Here is a 19,316-nt window from a genome sequence, read left to right as displayed (position 1 = left end):
GATGACAGACCCGGCAGCACCCGCGGAGGAGGCCGCCACCGTGGCGGCGGCCGTCGCGGGCACCGCCACCACTGAGGAAGTGGCGGCCGCCAACCCGCTGCGCGACCCGCGCGACAAGCGGCTGCCGCGGGTGGCGGGACCATGTGTGATGGTGTTGTTCGGCGTGACGGGTGACCTGGCCAAGCGCAAGCTGCTACCGGCGATTTACGACCTGGGGAACCGGGGGCTGCTGCCGCCCGGCTTCTCGCTGGTCGGGTTCGCCCGGCGCGATTGGAAAGACCAGGATTTCGCCCAGTTGACGCACGACGCCGTCAAGGCGCATGCCCGGACGCCGTTCCGCGAGGAGGTCTGGAAGCAGATCCGCGAGGGCATCCATTTCGTTCCCGGCGAGTTCTCGGACGACGGGGCGTTCGACGCGCTGGCCATGGCCTTGGCCGAGATCGACGAGACCCGCGGCACGGGCGGCAACTACGCCTTCTACCTGTCGGTGCCGCCGAAGTTCTTCCCCGTGGTGGTGGAGCAGCTCAAGCGCACCGGCCTGTCCGACGCGCCCGAGGGCTCGTGGCGGCGCGTCGTCATCGAGAAGCCGTTCGGCCACGACCTGAAGTCGGCCCACGAGCTGAACGAGATCACCACCTCCGCCTTCCCGGAGAGCTCGATCTTCCGGATCGACCACTACCTGGGCAAGGAGACCGTCCAGAACATCATGGCCCTGCGGTTCGCCAACAACCTCTACGAGCCGATCTGGAACCGCAGCTTCGTCGACCACGTACAGATCACGATGGCCGAGGACATCGGCATCGGCGGCCGGGCCGGCTACTACGACGGCATCGGCGCCGCCCGCGACGTGATCCAGAACCACCTGCTGCAGCTCCTCGCGCTCGTCGCCATGGAGGACCCGACCTCCTTCGAGGCCAACTCGCTGCGCCGTGAGAAGGAGAAGGTGCTCAAGGCCGTGCGGCTGCCCGCCAACCTCGGCCTCAACACCGCGCGCGGCCAGTACTCCGCCGGCTGGCAGGGCGGCGAGAAGGTCGTCGGCTACCTCCAGGAGGAGGGCATCTCGCCGGAGTCGATCACCGAGACCTACGCCGCCATCAAGCTGGAGATCGCCAACCGGCGCTGGGCCGGGGTGCCGTTCTACCTGCGCACCGGCAAGCGCCTCGGCCGCCGCGTCACCGAGGTGGCCGTGGTGTTCCAGCGGGCGCCGCACCTGCCGTTCAGCAAGGACGACACCGAGATCCTCGGCCAGAACGCGCTGGTCATCCGCGTCCAGCCGGACGAGGGCATCACCGTGCGGTTCGGCTCCAAGGTGCCGGGCACGGCGATGGAGGTGCGCGACGTGTCCATGGACTTCGCCTACGGCGAGTCGTTCCTGGAGTCGTCGCCGGAGGCGTACGAGCGGCTGCTGCTCGACGTCATGATCGGTGATCCGCCGCTGTTCCCGCACCAGCGGGAGGTGGAGCTGTCGTGGAACATCCTCGACCCGATCGAGGAGTTCTGGGCCACGCAGGGCCAGCCGGAGCCGTACGAGTCCGGCTCGTGGGGGCCCGAGTCGGCCGACGCGATGATGGCCCGCGACGGCCGCGTGTGGAGGAGGCTCTGATGACGACCTTCATGCTCACCGACACCACGGCCGGCAAGATCGCCGCCCAGCTCACCCACCTGCGCCACCAGATGGGCGCGCCCGCCATCGGCATGGTGCTCACGCTCGTCGTCGTCTGCGAGGAGCGCCACCAGTACGACGCGCTGCGCGCCGCCACCGAGGCGGCCCGCGAGCACCCGTCGCGCATCATCATCGTGATCAAGCGGGAGCCGGAGGAGGCCATCAGGCTCGACGCCGAGCTGCGCATCGGCGAGAACACGCCCGGCGAGGTCGTCGTGCTGCGCCTGTACGGCGAGCTGACCGACCACGCCGACTCCGTGGTCAGCCCCCTGCTGCTGCCCGACACGCCGGTCGTGGCGTGGTGGCCGGGCGCCGCCCCCGACGTGCCGTCCAAGGACGCGATCGGGGCGCTGGCGCAGCGCCGCATCACAGACGCCAAGGGCTTCGACGACGGCGGCGTCAAGTCGCTCGTCACCCGCGCCCGCGGCTACGCCCGCGGCGACACCGACCTGGCCTGGGCCCGGCTCACCCCGTGGCGCAGCCTCCTGGCCGCCGCCTTCGACCAGCCGGTCGGGCGCGTCCGCAAGGGCGTCGTCGAGGCCGCCGCCGGCCACCCGAGCGCGCCGCTGCTGGCCGCCTGGCTGTCGGAGCGGCTCGGCGCCACCATCAAGGTCGTCGACTCCCCCGGCCCCGGCCTGACCGCCGTGCGCCTGCAGCTCGGCGAGGGCGAGCTCGCGGTCGTCCGCACCGACGCCCGCCTGGCCACGCTCTCCCGCCCCGGCCAGCCCGACAGGAACGTCGCCCTCGCCCGGCGGCAGACCTCCGAGCTGATGGCCGAGGAGCTGCGCAGGCTCGACACCGACGAGATCTACGAGGCCGCGGTCAAGCGGTTCGCGAGGACGTACAAGGGATGACGGCACTTCAAGGGGAGACGACCATGAGCGTTCCCGGCATCGTCGTGCACCGCGACGCCGACGTCCTGGCCAAGGCCGTCGCCGCGCGGATCATCACCCGGCTCGTCGACGTCCAGTCGGCCAAGGGCTCGGCCTCGATCGTCCTGACGGGCGGCACCGTCGGCATCGCCACCCTCGCCGCCATCGCCGCCACCCCCGCGCGAGACGCCGTCGACTGGCGCCGCCTCGACATCTGGTGGGGCGACGAACGCTTCCTGCCCGACGGCGACAAGGAACGCAACGAGACCGGCGCCCGCGCCGCCCTGCTCGACCACGTGGACGTGGACCCCGCCCGGGTACACGTCATGCGCGGCCCCGACTCGGGCATGACGGCCGAGGAGTCGGCCGACGCGTACGCCGCCGAGCTGCGCGCCGCCGCCCGTCCCGAGGACCACGGGCCGGTGCCGAGCTTCGACGTCATGCTGCTCGGCATGGGCCCCGACTCCCACGTGGCCTCCCTGTTCCCGGGCATGCCCGCCCTCTACGACACCCGCCCCGTGGTGGCGGTCCACGGCTCCCCCAAGCCGCCCCCCACCCGCATCTCCCTCACCCTGCCCGCCATCCAGGCCTCCCGCGAGGTGTGGGTGGTGGCGGCCGGCGAGGAGAAGTCCGGCGCCGTCCGCCTCGCCCTGTCGGAGTCCGGCCCCGTCCAGGTGCCGGCCGCCGGCGCCCGCGGCCGCGGCCGCACCCTGTTCCTCCTGGACCGGGCGGCGGCCGGGAAGATCCCGCCGGAACTCGGCCGGATCGCCTCACCCTGACCTTGTCAGCGAGGTGGTGGTTCGCCGAGGTCGCATCCGAACATCTCGGCGAACCGCCGCTGGGCTATCTTCATGAGCTGCACCAGGTCGTGGTCCTGGTCGCGGGCGGGGTTGCGTTTGACGGTGATGCCGATGAGCGCGTTCTTGGATCCGCAGCGGAACCACGCCTCGACCGTCCGGTACGGGTAGAGGCGGATGTCGAAGTCACTGATCAGCCCCGTGCCCAGCTCCTTGGGCAGATCGGCCGGATTGTGCTTCTTCCCGAACGTCATGTAGCGCTCGATGGCCCCGCGCGTGGCCGACACGTCGTAGCTGGTGATGAACAGGCTCTGTTCGTCGTTGGAGATGACGCAAGAGTAGCTGTCGGGATTTCGCTTGTCGTCACCCGCGTGGTAGGTCCCGGCGTAGCCGGTGAGCTCGGTCACGGCGGCCTGCGGGACGAAATAGCAGAGATAGGGCGGGCGATCGGCGACGGGCGCGCGCACCGGCGCCGGGAACGATCCCGTCACCTGCGGGGGTTTGTCCGGAATGCATCCCGTGACCTGCACGAACGCGCCGACCACGCACAGCCACCCGGCCCGGCGCCTAATCCTCACGTTTGATCCCGGCCTTGATGTTGTCCTGGAAGGTGTCGGCTCCGACGGAGACGGACTGCTGCGCCTCCCCGAAGTCGGTCGGCACCGTGCTGTTGTCCGTCAGCCAGCGCGAGAAGCCGTCGTATTCGTCCCTGCTCATGAGAATCGGGTCCTTCACCCTCGGCGGGTCGCCGGTCACGAACCGTTGGTTGAGATCCTCGCGCTTGTAGGCGCCGTGAGCGACGGCGGACGATGCGAGCATCTGTTTCACCAGCTCTTGAGCGGCCGCGCGGTTCGATGCGGCCTCGCTGAAAGCCTCCGCGGTCCTCCTGCCCGCGTGCCCGCTCTGCTCCACCAGCCATTCACCGGCCTTCGCGTAGCCGTTCCTGACAAAGCTCTCGTAGAGGCCGTCGGCCGCATTGATCCCGAGCTTGCCGACCTGCTGCGCGAAGGGGATCGGCACCAGCCCGGCACCTGCCTCGACCAGCTTGCGCAGTGCCTCGTCGGCCGCGTCGGCCTCCTTGCCCCAGCTCACCAGTGCCGTCCTGCGCGCCTCCGTCAGGTGGCCGAGCGCCCCGGAGTCGAGCACGATCATGTTGTCGGTCATGTCCCGGTCGCGCGTCGCCAGCCCGTAGTCGATCTTGCCGCGCAGGTGCGCGACCTGCGCGTGCAGGAGTGCCTGGTACGCCTGGTCGTCCACGGCCACGTCGAGCAGCACCCGATCGAGGTCCGTCGCGTTGAACCGGGCGGTGGCCCGGCCGTCCACCTCGCCCGTGAGCTGGTCGTCGGCCAGCCGCGGGGGCCGCTGGAAGTGTGCGAACACGATGTCGTCGGTGTGCTCGGCGAGGATGCGGCCCATGGCGAGGCGGGCGCCGGAGAGGCAGTCGAGCTCGGACGGGTCCTCGATCTCGACGTCGCCGGCGTCGTTCAGCGTCATGTGCGGGGCGACGAGGTCGGACCAGATCTGCGTCGCCATGACGGCCAGCCGCTTGGACGGGGCGTCCGGCCCCTTCATCGCCGCCTCCATGGCCGCTCCCAGCGACGCGCCGTGGTCGCCCATCGCCCACTGCGGGCGCCGTTCCTTCATCAGGTACGTCAGGAGGTCCCTGCTGCCGATGAGCGCCTGCGCGCTTTCCCTGGTCGTGCCGGCGGCCGTCAGCAGCGCGGCGACCGGGTCGGCGACGCCGATGTCGCCGGCGCCGGGGAACGGCCGCGTGTCCGTGGGCGCGGGCAGGTCGTAGACGTCGGTGTCGCGGGCCAGGGGCCACTCGCCGTTGGCCTTGAGGAAGTCGCGGTCCCAGCGGATCAGGTCGTGGCCGATCGTGGTCATGAACGATGTGCTGTAGGGCGCCTTGGGCGCCGCCGCGAGGATCTGGCCGATCGCCCAGTAGCCGTGGACGGTCAGCTGCCCGCCCGTGCCGGGCACCGGCACCTCGGCGCGGCCCTGCTTCTTCAGCTGCTCCAGGAAGCGCCTGGTGACGTGCGCGCTCTTGCTCAGGTCGGTCGCGGTGGCCAGGGCTGTGCTGAGCATGGCGAGCACGTCGCCATTGTGCCGCCGGACCGCTTCCGCCGAGCCGTCTGCGGCGTCGAGGGCCCGGCGTACTCGCGAGCCCATGGCGGCGGGCAGGATGGCCAGGCCCTGCGGCCCGAGCTTCTCGATGAGGGCGGTGGCGAACCGCGGGTCGGACATCCGCTCCGCGAAGGCCGCGAGCCGGTCCGCGGCGCCCGCGTCGCCGCGCGCGGCGGCCTCCATCAGCGCGGCCGCCTGGGCCGCCTGGGCGCGGACCTGGGCCGGGATGATCCGCGCCTCGTCGACGCGCACCGCGCCGGGCGGCACGATGGCGCCCGGCAGCGGGTTGCCGAACACGTCCACGTCGACCTTCTCGGCCTCGTACGCCAGGTCGCGCCGCCGATAGAGGTCGGGCGCCTGCTCAATGAGCCACTGCCCGACCCGGCCGATCGCGGCGACACCGGGATGGTCGAGTTCGACCTCGTTCAGAATGGCCCGGAGCCGCACCGCGCATTCCGCGAGCCCTTTTCCCGAATTTTGTACGGCCTGCCCGAGTTGATGAATTTCGCGCGGGTCTATGGAGGAAAAGGGCATCAGTCGGCCGGCCTCATCACGGTGACGTGCGCGAGCGTTTCATGGAGATGGTCGATGACCCCGCGCAGCCCCCTCCGCAGCTCCGCGCGGTGATGGGCGAGGTCACCGGCGAACACGTCGGCGGCCGGCCCCGTCCACGTGCGCTCGCCCGACATCTGCAGCAGCGGCCGGTCGAGGCAATGCCAGTGCTGATCCGACAATTCCTGAGCGCGGCGCAACGCGTCCGCCAACTCGGCCCGCGTAGCCATGAGAAAACCTCCCAGCCAAGTCGTACGCGCAATTCCGCGCCTCATTTTCGGTCCGATTCACTGTGCCACGCCGTCACCGCCACGTCATGCGGCTCACAGAAACCGGTCCGTCGATTGAGCTCGCCCTCAGCCGGCGGCCACCAGCGCGTCGATCTCGGCCAAAAGCTCCCGCTTGCGCGCCTCCCCCAAGTAGGAGGCCCGCACCCCGTTCCGGGCGAACCCCGCCAGCTCCTCCACCCCGAATCCGAACACCCGGTGCGCCACCCGGTACTCCTCGGCCAGGGTGGTGGCGAACATGGGCGGGTCGTCGCTGTTGAGGGTCACGTACAGGCCCTCCTCCAGCAGACGGGGCAGCGGGTGGTCCTCGATGCGGGCGATCTGGCCGGTGCGGACGTTCGAGGTGGGGCAGACGTCCAGGGGGAGCTGGGTGTCGCGGAGGTGGGCGACCAGGCGGGGGTCGGTGAGGCAGTTGATGCCGTGGCCGATGCGTTCGGCGCCGTAGCCGTCGATGACCTCCCAGATCGTCTCGGGGCCGGTCATCTCGCCGCCGTGCGGGACGCTGTGCAGGCCGGCGGCGCGGGCGGCGGTGAAGGCGGAGCGGTAGGCGTCGCGGAACTTGACGCGTTCCTGTTCGATGCCGCCGATGCCGAAACCTACCAGGGCGGCGGGAGGTTCCTGGAGGGCGTGGTCGAGGGTGATCCTGGCGGCCTCCTCGCCGTACTCGCCGGGGATGTCGAAGATGTAGGCCATCTCGACGCCGTGCTCGGTCAGTGAGCGGCGGGCGGCCAGGTCGAGGGCCTCGGTGACCTCGGGCATCGGCATGCCGACCATGTGGTGGGCGTACGGGGTGACCTGCAGCTCCACGTAGCGGGCGCCCTGCGGGGCGAGGTCGCGGGCCAGGCCGAGGACGAGGGTGGCGACGTCCTCCGGCTCGCGGACGAGTGCGTTGACGGCCCGGTAGACGCGGGCGAAGTGCGGGAAGTCGACGAAGCGGTAGAACGCGCGCAGCTCCTCCTCCGTGGTGGGCACGGCGCTGCCGGGGTGGCGGCGCGACAGCTCCAGCACGGTCGCGACCGAGGCGGAGCCGACCAGGTGAACGTGCAGCTCGACCTTGGGGAGGGCGTTGATGAAGGCGTCGATGGAGGCGTCGATGGAGGCGTCGACGCGGGTCTCGGTGGTCATGCGGACGACATTAAGGCTGGGATTTCGGGGAAAAACAGGGTTTGAGGGGGAATCTCACGTCAGAATGTCAAGTTTCGGCGGCGGGCTAGGCCGGGCGGGGCCGCAACGCCTAGGCTGGGCCGGTGACCAACGCCGAAGCGTACGATCGCGGCTTCGCCCACCTCAGCTCCCACACCGTCGGCCCCCTCCTGGCCGCGGCGCGCGACGGCCGCGCGCGGCGGCTGCTCGACGTGGGCTGCGGCACCGGCGTGGTGACGGCGGCGGCGCTCGCGCTGGGGGCCGAGGTCACGGCCGTCGATCGCGACCCGGCCATGCTGGAGCTGATCGCCCGGCGGCACCCGTACGCGACCATCCGCGAGGCGGCGCTGCCCGAGCTGCCGTTCGAGGACGACCGGTTCGACTGCGTGGCGGGGAACTTCGTCATCAACCACGTGCCCGACGCCCCGGCGGCGCTGCGGGAGCTGCGGCGCGTGCTGCGACCGGGCGGGGCGCTCGCGCTGAGCTGGTGGAAGTCCGACGAGATGACGGCCACGAGCGTCTTCACCGAGGCCATCGCCGCGGCGGGCGTCCCGTACGAGCCGCCGGCCCGCCCGTTCAGCGCCCACGACACGCCGCCGCTGTTCCTCGCGCTGCTGGAGGGGGCGGGGTTCAGGGAGGCGGAGGTGGAGGCCGTGCGGTGGCGGCACCAGGTGGATCCGGCGGCCTGGTGGACGGACGTGATCGGGGCGGGCGGGCCGAGGTTCGGGATGCTGGGTGAGCTGCCGCCCGAGGTGGCGGAGCGTGTCCGGGCCGAGTATCTGCGGCTCGCGGCCCCGTACGAACGGGAAGGGTTTCCGGTCTGCGCCTACCTGGCGCGCGCCGTCAAATGACCTACCTGGCGGGCGCCACCAAGTGACGCCACCCCCATACGGTCAGCGGCTGGCCAGGTGCTCGAAGTGGACGCCGGTCAGCTCGGCCGACACCTCCCACAGCCGCGCCGCCAGTTCCTCCGACCGCGCCGTAGCCGAGGGCCGCATCGGCTTGGCCCCCGGCCCGAAGTACTCGCCGCCGCGCACGTCCGGCGAAGTGGCGGCGTACAGCGAGGGTACGGCGCCGGTGGCAGGCGACTTCAGGAGGAGTCTCACGAGCGGCTGGAGCGGCCCGACCCGCATGAAGTTCGTGGCGACCGTGCCGGGGTGCACGGCGGTGCTCTTGAGGTCGACGCCGGCGCGGTCGGCCCGCCGTTGCAGCTCCAGGGCGAACAGCAGGTTGGCGAGCTTGGAGCGCGCGTACGCGGACATGCGCCCGTAGCCGCGCTCCAGGCCGAGGTCGTCGAAGTCGATGCGGCCGGCGGCGTGGGCGTCGCTGGACACGGTCACCACCCGGGCGCCGGGGCTCGCGGCGAGCCGGGGCAGGAGCAGCCCGGTGAGCGCGAAGTGCCCCAGGTGGTTGGTGCCGAACTGCAGCTCGAAGCCGTCCTTGGTCTGCCGCCTGGGGACGAGGCCGATGCCGGCGTTGTTGACGAGCAGGTCCAGGGCGCTCACGCCGGCCGCGAACCGCCGGACGGAGCCGAGGTCGGCCAGGTCGAGCATCCCGAGCTCGACCTGCGCGCCGGGCACCTCGCGCAGGATCTGCCGGACCGCCTCCTCGCCCTTGCCAGGGTTGCGGGCCGCGACGATCACGTGGGCGCCGTGGCGGGCCAGCTCGAGCGCGGTGGGCAGGCCGATGCCGCTGTTGGCGCCGGTCACGACCGCCCTTTTGCCGGTCAGGTCGGGCATGGATGAGGGGGTCCACGTCGCCATCGCCACTCCAGAGGGGTACCGGACCGTTTCGCCGACCCTAGCATCACCGCAGCGCGGGCTGAAGATCGTCGTCGTCGTCCACGGCGGTGCCGCCGTCCACGAGGCCGTGCTCGGTCAGCTCCCAGAAGTGCCGCCGGTCGGGCCGGGCCAGCTGGTACAGCGCCCTGTAGGCGGCCACGCTCATCAAGGCCCAGTACAGCGGGATGGTCAGCATGGCCCGTACCGCGGGGAACAGGCCGCGTTCGAGGCAGCCGGCCATCATGCAGTAGACCATCAGGGAGTTGCCGATCACCATGGCGGCGGCGCCGCAGTAGAGCGAGAGCGGGGGGAACAGCGCCTGCACGTACCGGGTGCCGGTGCACAGGTAGAGCAGGGTCAGCCCCCAGAAGAACGGGTTGGCCAGCGTGGTGATCGTGGACAGGCCCATGGTGAGGTGGAAGGCGAGCGTCTGCTTCGTGCCGAGCTGGCGCCACAGCCGCAGCGGGTGCCTGGTGTGGACGAGCCACGTCTGCAGGTACCCCTTGATCCAGCGGCTGCGCTGCCGGATCCAGTTGCCGAGGCGGCTGTTGGCCTCCTCCTCGGTGACGGAGACCATCATGCGCACGTCCCAGCCGCGCCGGGCGATGCGGATGCCGAGGTCGGCGTCCTCGGTGACGTTGTACGGGTCCCAGCCGCCCAGGGCGAGCAGCGCGTCGGTGCGGAAGTGGTTGGAGGTGCCGCCCAGCGGGATCGGCAGCCGGTAGCGGTCGAGCCCGCGCAGCATGAGGCTGAAGTGGCCGGCGTACTCGGCGGCGAAGCAGCGGGTCAGCCAGTTGGTCCAGGGGTTCCAGTACTGCAGCTCGGCCTGGACGCACACGACCCGGCCCGGCAGCGCCCTGAAGGCGAGCACGGCCTTGCGGAGCTGGCGCGGCTCGGGCCGGTCCTCGGCGTCGTAGACGACGACGAACTCGCCGCGCGCCCGCGCGAGCCCGATGTTGCACGCCTTCGGCTTGGTACGCGGCGTGGACGGCGGGATGAGCACCACCTCGAACGGGGCGTCCAGCTCGGGCAGCGCCGCGCGGGTCTCCTCGTCGTCCTCCTCGACGAGCAGCAGGATCTGCAGGGACGCGGCCGGGTAGTCGAGGCCCGCCAGGCGTTCCAGCAGGGCCGGCAGCACCGCCGCCTCGCGGTGGAGCGGCACCAGGACGGTGTAGGCGGGCAGCGCCTCCTGCGGCAGGCGGTGCAGGTCGGCCTCGTCCAGGTCGATGACCGCGGCCTCCCAGGCGCCCAGGACGACGGCGGTCTTGAAGACGAGCACGACGAGGTAGACGGCGGTGGCCAGCGCGACGGCGGCCTGGCACCACCACAGCGGCGACGGTCCCCATCCGAACGCCAGGTGCGCGGCCAGGGCGAGGACGATCACGGCGGGCACCAGGACGGCGCAGACGGCCTGCCCCCGGCTGAGCAGCCGCCGGGCGCTCAGCTCCTCATCAAGGACGCCGGGGGTGCGATGGGCGCGTTGAGGTGTGCTCATCACACTCGCCTCCGATAGATGTGCTGCACGGCGTCGCGGTAGACGAGCGTGAAGTCATGTGTCAGCTCGGGCCGGTCGTGAAGCGCCCGCCAGATCTTGTCCTCCCGCCCGGGCAGGGTACGCGCGTAGATCCACCCGATCCCCCGGCCGGCGGGATCGCGCAGCGCCCGGTCCCAGAGGCGGAAGCTGCCCTCGTAGACGATGCGGTCGAGCGGGATGCGGGAGTCGAACACGGCGATCTCGTTGCCGTGGTTCTCCATGAGCACGAGCCCGCCGTCGTAGTGCTGCCGCCACCAGGCGACGGCCTTGGCGACGGCGCGTTCGTCGCGGCCGGCGTGCCAGTTCATCGGCTCGGCGAGGGTCGCGGTGCCGGGCACCGCCACGACGGTGGCGACCATGGCGGCGGTCGCGGCGGTCCAGGCCCAGCGGGCGCGCAGCGGGGCCAGCGACACCAGGTATCCGGCGAAGACGGCCGCGCCCAGGGCCATCACCAGGGCGAAGCGCACGTTGTAGAAGCTGCCGTGCACCTCGGGCACGTGCAGGGGGCGCTGCCCCAGGTACAGGGCGAGGACGAAGAACGGCACGAAGATCAGCAGCGTGTACGGGGCGACGGCCTCGACCTGGAGCCGGCGCCGCCAGCCGTACACGAGCGCGCCCGCCGCGCCCGCGAGGAGGGTGACGAGGCCGAGGCCGTGCACCAGGGCGTGGGCGTAGGTGCTCCAGGCGACGCCCAGCGCGCCGATGTTCGGGTCGTCGGGCGAGACCCACAGGGCCGGCTTGGCGTACTCGCCGGAGTGCCAGTACAGCCAGTCGCCGAAGATCACCCAGCTCCAGGCGACCCAGCCGATGATCCCGGCGAAGGCCACGAACCCGAAGAAGATCAGGTGCGCCTCCAGCCGGGCGAGCCCCCGCCAGCGCCGCAGGGACACGTACGCCACCACGACCGTCATGGCCACCGCCAGCACCCAGCCCTCGTAGCGGGTCAGCGTGGCCAGCAGCGTGGCCGCCGAGGCGAGCGAGAGCTGCGTGTAGCGCCCGGTGCGGCACCACTGCGCCAGGTGGTGCACCGCCGCGGCGATGCAGGCGAACAGCAGCAGCTCGGTCATCGGGGTGCTCTGCAGGTAGAGCACGTTGGGGTTGAGCGCGAACAGCCCGGCCGCGGCGAGCCCGGCCGCCACGCGGCGCGCGCGATCGGTGCCCGCCATGCCGGCGGCGATCAGGTACGCGTACCGCACGGTCACCACGTACGAGACCATGGAGATCAGCGAGCCGGCCAGCCCCGAGTAGAACAACGCGTCGTGCCAGATGACGGGCAGGGCCAGCAGGTGCGGCAGGGGCGGCCACACGCCTCCGAGCTGGGCCAGGCCCGGGGTCGGGCTGTCGATCACCCGGCGGGCGATGAGCAGGTGCGAGCCGCTGTCGTTGTAGGCGAGCACGGAGCCCAGGCCGACGTGGTACAGGCAGGCGAGGATCGACAGCACCACGCTCGCCACGGTCACCAGGGCGAGCACCCGGTCGCGCGGCATCCGCCAGGCCGGGCGTCCCGGGCCGAGCCCGAGGCCGGCCCGGGAGCGCGAGACGGCCCGCGGCACCGGGGGGCGGCCGTGCCCGCCGCGGTGCGAGAGCGGCAGCTCGACGATCCGGACGTCCCTGCGCCCGGCCACGTCCAGCGCTCCTTCCAAGAGCCCGCCCATCGCCAGGGACCGGGCCGCCCCGCCGCGTCCGCACGCCTCCTCCAGCAGCCACCGGTCGAGCAGCCGGTAGGAGCAGGCGGAGCCGCGGGCGCGCCCGCGCGGCAGCAGGCGGTCCCACGCGGCCCAGGACAGGACGGTGGTGCGGCGCGAGCGTGAGCGGTCCCGCTCGGGCGTGCCGACGACCGCGTCGGCCCGTTCCTCGCGCTGGACGCGCAGCAGCACCGGCAGGTCGGCGGCGTCGATGCGGTCGCCGGGGCCGACCAGCACGAGCTTGCGCATGTCGGTCCACTCCAGCGCGGCCAGGACGCCGGCCCGCTCGGCCTCCGCCGAGCCCGGCCGGCCCGCGTGCCGCACGGTGAGCACCCGGTCGGGGTAGCGTGAGGCGAGCACGTCGAGGGCGCCGGGGGCGCCGCGCGGCTCGCCGACGATGACGATGCGGTGCTCCAGGCCCGCCTCCGCGAGGGTGGCGAGCAGGGCCTCCACTTCATGTTCGAGGTCGTCGGGACGGGGACGCGCGGGGAAGACGACGGCGACCGAGTCGTCCTTGCCCGCGGGGTTCAGGCCGGGCGGATGTTCCTGGGACGGCATGGGTCGCTCACCGCCTCCGCCGACCCGGCGGCACCGCGCCGGCGCCGAACACCGTACGGAAATATCGGAGATCAACGCACACGTTCGCCGCCTCACCGAATCGCAGAACGCGCACACCCGTACAAGTCATGTCTCTCCACCATTGCGATGCGATAAGGCCACGGGTCGCCGGATTGCACGGGTCAGGAGATTTTCCCGTCGCGTCCGGCCCGACACCGATTATCACTGTTGCCGCAGCTCAGGCCCTCGACATGGCTCCCCAAAGCCTGGCAAAGAGTCATATCGACCGCACACGTCGATAAATGTCCGCTTTATACGGAACGCCGCCAGACACACCCACGAATACAACGCGTGCGCATCCGGCGTTTTCGCGAGGAGCGCAGTTAGCATGACTGCGCGATATTCGCGATGTTCACGTCGCCGGGCGTCAACCGGCATTCCTCACAAAAAAGGACCCACTATGAGGTTGTGCACCACTGCTCGAACCGCCCGCGGCGCTCGCGCCCTCGCGGGCGCCGCGAGTTGCGCCATCACGGCGATCGCCCTCACCACGCTCTCCGCCCCGCCCGCCGGCGCGGACACGGGCCCGTGGTACGGCGGCGACGTCGTGGAGATCCAGACCCACGCCGACAAGTGCTTCGACGTCTCCGGCGCCAGCACCGACGACCGCGCCCCGATCGTCCAGTACGGCTGCGACAACAAGGCGCACCAGCGCTTCAGGCTGCGCCACCTGCCCGACGGCTCCGTGGCGATCCAGACGTTCAGCGGCAAGTGCCTCGACGTCATGAACGCCAGCACCGAGGACCGCGCGCCGCTCATCCAGTTCCGCTGCCACGGCAACCCGAACCAGCGCTTCCACCTCGAGCCGACCAGCCGGGGCCGGGTCGTCATCCACACCGCCGCCGGCAAGTGCCTCGACGTGCGCGAGGGCCACCTGAACGACGGCGTGCCCATCGTCCAGTGGAGCTGCCACGGCGTCGCCAACCAGCGCTTCTACGTCGTGCCCGCCCGGCCGTGGCCCGGCATGTGAGCAACGCGCCGGCCCGCCGGCGGCCGCAGGCGCGAGACGCGGCGCCTGCGGCCGCCCTGGCCAGCGTGGACATCGTCATCCCCGTCCTCAACGAGGAGCGCGCGCTGCCCGGCTGCGTCCGGACGCTGGCCGCCTACCTCGGCGGCTTCCCGCTGCCGTGGCGCATCACCATCGTCGACAACGGCAGCACCGACGCCACCTGGCGGGTCGCCGCCGCGCTGTCCGGGGAGCTGGAGCGGGTGCACGCGCGCCGGCTGGAGATCCGCGGCCGGGGCGCGGCGCTGCGGGCCGCCTGGCAGGACAGCACGGCCGACATCGTCGCCTACATGGACGTGGACCTGTCCACCGACCTCGACGCCCTGTTCCCGCTGGTCGCCTCGGTCGCCAGCGGCCACTCCGAGATCGCCATCGGCACCCGCCTGGCGCCCGGCGCGCGCACCCGCCGCTCGCTGCGCCGCGAGGTCGTCTCGCGCGGATACAACGCGCTGCTGCGGCACGGCTTCGGCGTCCGGTTCAGCGACGCGCAGTGCGGCTTCAAGGCGGCCAGGACGGACGTGGTCCGGCCGCTGCTGGGCAAGGTCGAGGACGACTCGTGGTTCTTCGACACCGAGCTGCTGCTGCTCGCCGAGCACAACGGCCTGCGCGTGCACGAGGTGCCCGTCGACTGGATCGAGGACACCGACTCGCGCGTCCGCGTCGTCAGGACCGCCGTGGACGACCTGAAGGGCCTGGCCAGGGTCGCCTGGTCGATCTGCAGGGGGCGGGCGGCCGTGGAGGTGGCGCGGCCCGAGCCGGCGCCCCGCCATCCCGACGCGGTCGTGGCGCGGCCCCGCGAGGCCACGTTCCTGTCGTTCGCCACCGTCAACGTGGCCTCCTGCGCGCTGTACGCGCTGGTCTACCTGAGCCTGCGCGAGACCTGGTCCCCCGCCGCCACGAACCTCGGCGCCGTCGCCCTGACCTTCCTGGTGAGCGGCGCGGTCCCGCGCCGGTGGACGGTCGCCCGGCTCCGGCGCGCCGCCGTGCGCGTCCGCTCCGCCGCCCGCTTCTCCATGGTGTACGCCCTCACGACGGCCGCCGCCCTGGCCGTGCCTTCGGCCGCGGGGCGGGCGGCCGAGGTGGGCGCGGTGCTGGCCGCGTACGGGCCGCTCGCGCTGTCACGCTGGATCGCGGGCAGCAAGAGGACCCGGGCCCGGTCATGGACGCGCCGCCGCCGTCTCGCGCTGCGCCGCCGCACCCTCCCGCACCGCCGCATGACCGTCCGCCACCGCCCGCCCTTCTGACACCCGCCACGCGCCCGCCCTCCTGCCCCCCGGGTCAGCGCTCCAGCCGTTGCCGGGCGCGGCGCTCCTCCCGCTGGGTCACCTCCAGCCGCTGGCGGGCGTCGTTCAGCTTCCTGCGGGCCTTGCCGAGCTTCTTCTCCAGCCGCACGACCTTCTCCGCCCGCTCCTCGTGCTCCCGCCGCGCCGCCTCCAGCGCCTGCGCCCACTCCTGGTGCGCGGCCTGCGCTTCCTGCCGCTCGCGTGCCTTCCTGGCCTCGGCCTCCTCGCGGGCCCGCGCCCGCTCCGCCTCCTCCCCGGCCCGCTCCTCGGCACTCTTGCCCTTCCGTACGGCGGGCGCGCGCGTCACGGGGGCGGGCGCGAAGCCGCTGTAGCGCAGCGGCTTGACCAGCCGCCCCTGACGCACCTCCGCGGCCGCCCCGTCGTCCACGAGCGCGGCGTCCAGCGTCTGGTCCACCTCCGTGCCGGCCGCCGGCGACAGCTCGGCGTCCTGCCGGGCGAGCCGCCCCATCTTCTCGGTCACCTCGCCCCGCCGCTGGGTCAGCCCGGCCAGCGCCTCGGGGTCCTGCTCCTGCCACGCGGCGCGCAGCCGTTCGCCCACGTCGAGCAGCTCGGCCAGCTCGGCGGGATGCTCGCGGGCGAGCCGGTTGACCGCCCAGGCGGACACGGTCGGCTTGCGCAGGCGCGCGATCTCGCGCGAGAGCCGCGCGTCGCCCGCCTCCTTGGCGGCGCGGGCCTCGGCGGTGCGCGCGGCGGTGAAGTCGGACGGCGGCAGGGCGTAGAGCCGGTCCGCCACCTCGTCAAGATCCACACAGGACAAATACCCCACATGCGCGCTTTCCTAGCGCATAGTGGAGGCAGCCCCAGCCGAACGGAGGCCCCCGGTGTTCGAACGCTTCACCGACCGTGCGCGCAGGGTCATCGTCCTCGCCCAGGAGGAGGCGCGGACGATGAGCCACAACTACATCGGCACGGAGCACATATTGCTCGGTCTCATCCACGAGGGCGAAGGTCTGGCCGCGCTGGTGCTCGACAGTTGCGGCGTGGAGCACGACCACGTACGCGCGTTCGTCGAGCGGGAGATCGGCCACGGCGCGAAGCCTCCCGGCGGGCACATCCCGTTCACGCCGCGCGCCAAGAAGGTCCTGGAGCTGTCGCTGCGCGAGGCGCTGCAGCTGCGGCACAACTACATCGGCACCGAGCACATCCTGCTCGGCCTGATCAGGGAGGGCGAGGGCCTGGCCGCCCAGGCGCTCGTGGACGCCGGAGCCGACCTGCCGGACCTGCGCCAGCGCGTGCTGGACCGGGTGGGCCGCGGCTCCAAGGAGCGCCCGGCCGAGATGTTCTTCGCGGGCGGCTCCATGCTGAGCGAGCGGCTCACCCAGATCCAGGAGAGCCTCGACCGCATCGAACGCCACCTGGGCATCCAGCGGGACGAGGCCCCCACGGCCCGGGCGGAGGACGAAGGCGGCGAGGACGAGGCCCTAGGCTGAGACCATCGCGCCGACCGGCAGCCGGGCCTCGATGACGCCCGGGTCCTCGGTGTAGCCGAGCGTGGCGCCCAGCGAGAGCAGCAGCCGCCGCATGCGCACGTTGTCGGCCAGCATCGTCGCTCTGACCTCGGCGTACCCGAGGTCGCGGGCGGCCCGCACGAGCATTCTGGCCATCGCCGTGCCCAGACCGCGCCCCTGCCAGCGGTCCTCGACCAGGAAGGCCATCTCGGCGGTGCCGGGATCGTTCGTGAACATGAGGTTGGCCATGCCGACGACCTGCCCGTCGTGCCCGGCGACCAGCGACTGCCCCCTGTTCCTGTCGCAGAGCTGGTCGAACACGCGCGGCGGCAGCGCCGGCATCGAGGTGAAGTAGCGGAACCTGCGCGACTCCGGCGAGCACCGGTCGTGCAGGTCGCGCACGGCCTCGCGGTAGATCGAGGTGAGCGGCCGCACGGTGACCTCGACGCCGTCGGCGAGCTTGACCGCCCGGTCGGCGGCGCCGCTCTCCTCCGGGGCGGGCTGGGCGAGCCGGGCGAAGGAGGCCGCTCTGGCCGCCTCGGTCAGCGTGAACGGCAGCTCGGCGCGGCGCAGCCGGACCGCCCGGCGCGGCGCGACCGGCACGACGAGCAGCGTCGGGTCGGGAAGATCACTCACGGCCTCACCATAGACCCAGCGGGCGTCGTCCGCGCGCAGCAGCTCGGCCAGCAGCTCGGGCAGGCGCCAGGGCATCGTGCGCAGCCGGGAGGCCAGCAGCAGGACCCTGGTGGGCTCGTCGGTCAGCTCGTGCGCGGTGGCGGGCACCACCGTGACGTTGCGGCCCCCGGCCGCTTCGAGTGCCTCCCGTACGGTGTCGGGGGTCGCGGGGATGTCGGCGACGAACTCGTCGACGGTCCCTTCGGTGTCGGTCTGCACGCTCAGGCCGAGGATGTTGCCGCCCCTGTGGGCCAGGGCCGCGGCCAGGGAGGCCAGCCGGCCGGGTCGTTCGTCCACCGTGGTCCGGATGCGCAAGAATCCCATGCGTCCGAGCATGCCCGGCGGCTGTTACGCGGCCGCTAACGACGTGTTTCATTGCGTATTTCGTCGCATGATGCGCCGACTTATCCCGATATAGGAGGATATGTCGCCATGAGCGTGCGTGTTCCTTTGTCGTCCGGGTACGTGAACGGCGACGTCTCCTTCTGGTACCGGTCCGCCGGCCTGCCCGCCCCCGGCCCCCGCCTCGACGGCGACCTCCAGGCGGACGTGGCCGTCGTCGGCGCCGGCTACACGGGCCTGTGGACCGCGTACTACCTCAAGCGCGCCCGCCCGTCCCTGAGCGTGGTGGTGCTGGAGCAGGAGTTCGCCGGGTTCGGCGCGTCCGGCCGCAACGGCGGGTGGCTGACCGGCGACCTGGCCGGCTCGCACGAGCGTTACGGCGCGGGAGCGCGGCGGCTGCAGCGCGAGATGTACGCCAGCATCGACGAGGTCATCGCGGTCTGCGAGCGGGAGTCCATCGACTGCGACCTGGTCAAGGGCGGCGTGCTCAACGTGGCCCGCACCCCCGCCCAGGCCGCCCGGCTGCGCGACAGCGTGTCCTCCGCCCGCTCCTGGGGCATCGAGGAGGCCGATCTGCGCCTGGTGGACCCCGCGGACCACGTACGCGTCGCCGGGGCCCTGGAGGCGTCCTGGAGCCCCCACTGTGCGCGCATCCAGCCGGCCAAGCTGGCCCAAGGCCTGGCCAGGGCCGTACGCGACCTGGGCGTGCCCATCTACGAGCGCACCCCCGTCACCGAGATCGCCCCGCACCGCGCCGTCACGCCGTACGGGACGGTGACGGCCGGGCACGTGATCCGCGCGACGGAGGGCTTCACGGCCCGCCTGCCGCACCTGCGCCGGCAGTGGCTCCCGATGAACAGCTCCATGATCGTCACCGAGCCCCTGCCCGCCGCGTTCTGGGACGAGGTCGGCTGGCAGGGCGCCGAGCTGCTCGGCGACATGGCCCACTACTACATGTACGCCCAGCGCACCGCCGACGACCGCATCGCCTTCGGCGGGCGCGGCCGCCCCTACCTGTACGGCTCGCGCGTGGACGCCCGCGGCCACACCCACGAGTGGACCGTCGAGGCACTGTGGCGGCTGCTGACCGAGTTCTTCCCCGCCGCCCGCTCCTCCTCGATCGCGCACGCGTGGTCCGGCGTGCTGGGCGTGCCGCGCGACTGGTGCTCGACCGTGCACGTGGACCGGGCCACCGGCCTCGGCTGGGCGGGCGGCTACACGGGGCACGGCGTGACCACCACGAACCTGGCCGGCCGTACGCTGCGTGACCTGATACTGGGCGAGGAGACGGAGCTGACGTCGCTGCCGTGGGTGGGCCGCCGGGTGCGCTCGTGGGAGCCGGAGCCGCTGCGGTGGCTGGGCGTGCACACGATGTACCGCCTGTACCGCGCGGCCGACCACCGGGAGCGGACGATGCCGCGCACCTCGGTGCTGGCCCGCTTCGCCGACCTGATCACGGGACACTAGAAGGGATACACCCCC

Annotated in this window: 16 protein-coding genes and 1 pseudogene; 8 read left to right on the top strand and 9 right to left on the bottom strand. The window is 72.3% G+C overall.

All coding sequences use genetic code 11. The annotated features are described in order from the left end of the window. Position 1: 1 nt before the first annotated feature. The 3 genes from zwf to pgl are packed head-to-tail and all read left to right on the top strand — an operon-like array spanning position 2 to position 3,314. Complete coding sequence (gene zwf, locus HCN51_RS17470) at positions 2-1,603, top strand: glucose-6-phosphate dehydrogenase (protein WP_080037083.1); 1,602 nt, start codon at positions 2-4, stop codon at positions 1,601-1,603. Beyond that, on the top strand, positions 1,603-2,517 hold the full coding sequence (locus HCN51_RS17465; RefSeq protein WP_168010647.1) for a glucose-6-phosphate dehydrogenase assembly protein OpcA: 915 nt from the start codon (positions 1,603-1,605) through the stop codon (positions 2,515-2,517). Before zwf ends, HCN51_RS17465 begins: the two co-directional genes overlap by 1 nt. 23 nt (positions 2,518-2,540) lie before the next feature. Next, the gene (pgl, locus tag HCN51_RS17460; RefSeq protein WP_168010646.1) at positions 2,541-3,314 is read left to right on the top strand and encodes a 6-phosphogluconolactonase; all 774 of its coding nucleotides are present in this window, start codon (positions 2,541-2,543) and stop codon (positions 3,312-3,314) included. 5 nt (positions 3,315-3,319) lie between these two features. On the opposite strand, the gene HCN51_RS17455 is transcribed toward pgl, so the two are convergent. The 4 genes from HCN51_RS17455 to add form a co-directional block, all read right to left on the bottom strand. Next, entirely contained in the window at positions 3,320-3,877 is a 558-nt protein-coding gene (locus tag HCN51_RS17455) for a hypothetical protein (protein ID WP_168010645.1), read from the bottom strand. Positions 3,878-3,899: 22 nt separating this feature from the next. Beyond that, a complete protein-coding gene (locus HCN51_RS17450) occupies positions 3,900-5,906 on the bottom strand; it encodes a hypothetical protein (protein ID WP_168010644.1) in 2,007 nt (668 codons plus the stop codon). A gap of 86 nt (positions 5,907-5,992) precedes the next feature. After that, the gene (locus HCN51_RS17445) at positions 5,993-6,241 is read right to left on the bottom strand and encodes a hypothetical protein (RefSeq protein WP_168010643.1); all 249 of its coding nucleotides are present in this window, start codon (positions 6,239-6,241) and stop codon (positions 5,993-5,995) included. 126 nt (positions 6,242-6,367) lie between these two features. Then, positions 6,368-7,423 carry an adenosine deaminase gene (add, locus tag HCN51_RS17440; RefSeq protein ID WP_168010642.1) on the bottom strand — a complete coding sequence of 352 codons (1,056 nt, stop codon included), beginning with the start codon at positions 7,421-7,423 and terminating at the stop codon, positions 6,368-6,370. A gap of 122 nt (positions 7,424-7,545) precedes the next feature. On the opposite strand from add, the gene HCN51_RS17435 reads away from it, so the two are divergent. Further along, positions 7,546-8,292 carry a methyltransferase domain-containing protein gene (locus tag HCN51_RS17435; RefSeq protein ID WP_168010641.1) on the top strand — a complete coding sequence of 249 codons (747 nt, stop codon included), beginning with the start codon at positions 7,546-7,548 and terminating at the stop codon, positions 8,290-8,292. A 42-nt stretch (positions 8,293-8,334) separates the two neighbouring features. On the opposite strand, the gene HCN51_RS17430 is transcribed toward HCN51_RS17435, so the two are convergent. Genes HCN51_RS17430 through HCN51_RS17420 form a run of 3 tightly spaced genes read right to left on the bottom strand, consistent with a single transcriptional unit; the run spans position 8,335 to position 12,999 of the window. After that, the gene (locus tag HCN51_RS17430) at positions 8,335-9,204 is read right to left on the bottom strand and encodes an oxidoreductase (RefSeq protein ID WP_206067132.1); all 870 of its coding nucleotides are present in this window, start codon (positions 9,202-9,204) and stop codon (positions 8,335-8,337) included. 43 nt (positions 9,205-9,247) lie between these two features. After that, positions 9,248-10,717 (bottom strand): glycosyltransferase, encoded by a 1,470-nt coding sequence (locus HCN51_RS17425; RefSeq protein WP_168010639.1) that lies wholly within the window; start codon positions 10,715-10,717, stop codon positions 9,248-9,250. After that, complete coding sequence (locus tag HCN51_RS17420) at positions 10,717-12,999, bottom strand: family 2 glycosyl transferase (RefSeq protein WP_168010638.1); 2,283 nt, start codon at positions 12,997-12,999, stop codon at positions 10,717-10,719. The genes HCN51_RS17425 and HCN51_RS17420 overlap by 1 nt, the downstream gene beginning before the upstream one ends. A gap of 460 nt (positions 13,000-13,459) precedes the next feature. Here HCN51_RS17420 and HCN51_RS17415 point away from each other — a divergent pair, with 460 nt between their 5' ends. Both HCN51_RS17415 and HCN51_RS17410 read left to right on the top strand, forming a co-directional pair. Then, a complete protein-coding gene (locus HCN51_RS17415; protein WP_168010637.1) occupies positions 13,460-14,029 on the top strand; it encodes an RICIN domain-containing protein in 570 nt (189 codons plus the stop codon). Between the two features lie 65 nt (positions 14,030-14,094). After that, complete coding sequence (locus HCN51_RS17410; RefSeq protein ID WP_346433685.1) at positions 14,095-15,309, top strand: glycosyltransferase; 1,215 nt, start codon at positions 14,095-14,097, stop codon at positions 15,307-15,309. Between the two features lie 34 nt (positions 15,310-15,343). Here the strand turns inward: HCN51_RS17410 and HCN51_RS17405 are convergent, their stop codons facing one another. Then, positions 15,344-16,117 (bottom strand): hypothetical protein, encoded by a 774-nt coding sequence (locus HCN51_RS17405; protein ID WP_168010636.1) that lies wholly within the window; start codon positions 16,115-16,117, stop codon positions 15,344-15,346. A 73-nt stretch (positions 16,118-16,190) separates the two neighbouring features. Here HCN51_RS17405 and HCN51_RS59455 point away from each other — a divergent pair. Continuing rightward, positions 16,191-16,727: pseudogene (locus HCN51_RS59455) on the top strand (Clp protease N-terminal domain-containing protein); the annotation flags it as partial. Positions 16,728-16,790: 63 nt separating this feature from the next. On the opposite strand, the gene HCN51_RS17395 reads toward HCN51_RS59455, so the two are convergent. Next, positions 16,791-17,816: a GNAT family N-acetyltransferase gene (locus tag HCN51_RS17395; RefSeq protein ID WP_080046517.1), complete on the bottom strand. Its 1,026-nt coding sequence runs from the start codon at positions 17,814-17,816 to the stop codon at positions 16,791-16,793. 108 nt (positions 17,817-17,924) lie between these two features. Between HCN51_RS17395 and HCN51_RS17390 the strand changes: the two genes are divergently transcribed. Next, positions 17,925-19,301, top strand: coding sequence for an NAD(P)/FAD-dependent oxidoreductase (locus tag HCN51_RS17390; RefSeq protein WP_168010634.1), 1,377 nt, complete (start codon positions 17,925-17,927; stop codon positions 19,299-19,301). Positions 19,302-19,316 lie beyond the last annotated feature (15 nt).

This window comes from Nonomuraea composti (genome assembly GCF_012034275.1).
In the GTDB taxonomy this organism is placed as follows: Bacteria; Actinomycetota; Actinomycetes; order Streptosporangiales; family Streptosporangiaceae; genus Nonomuraea; species Nonomuraea composti.
This window is presented reverse-complemented; position numbering and strand designations above follow the sequence as displayed.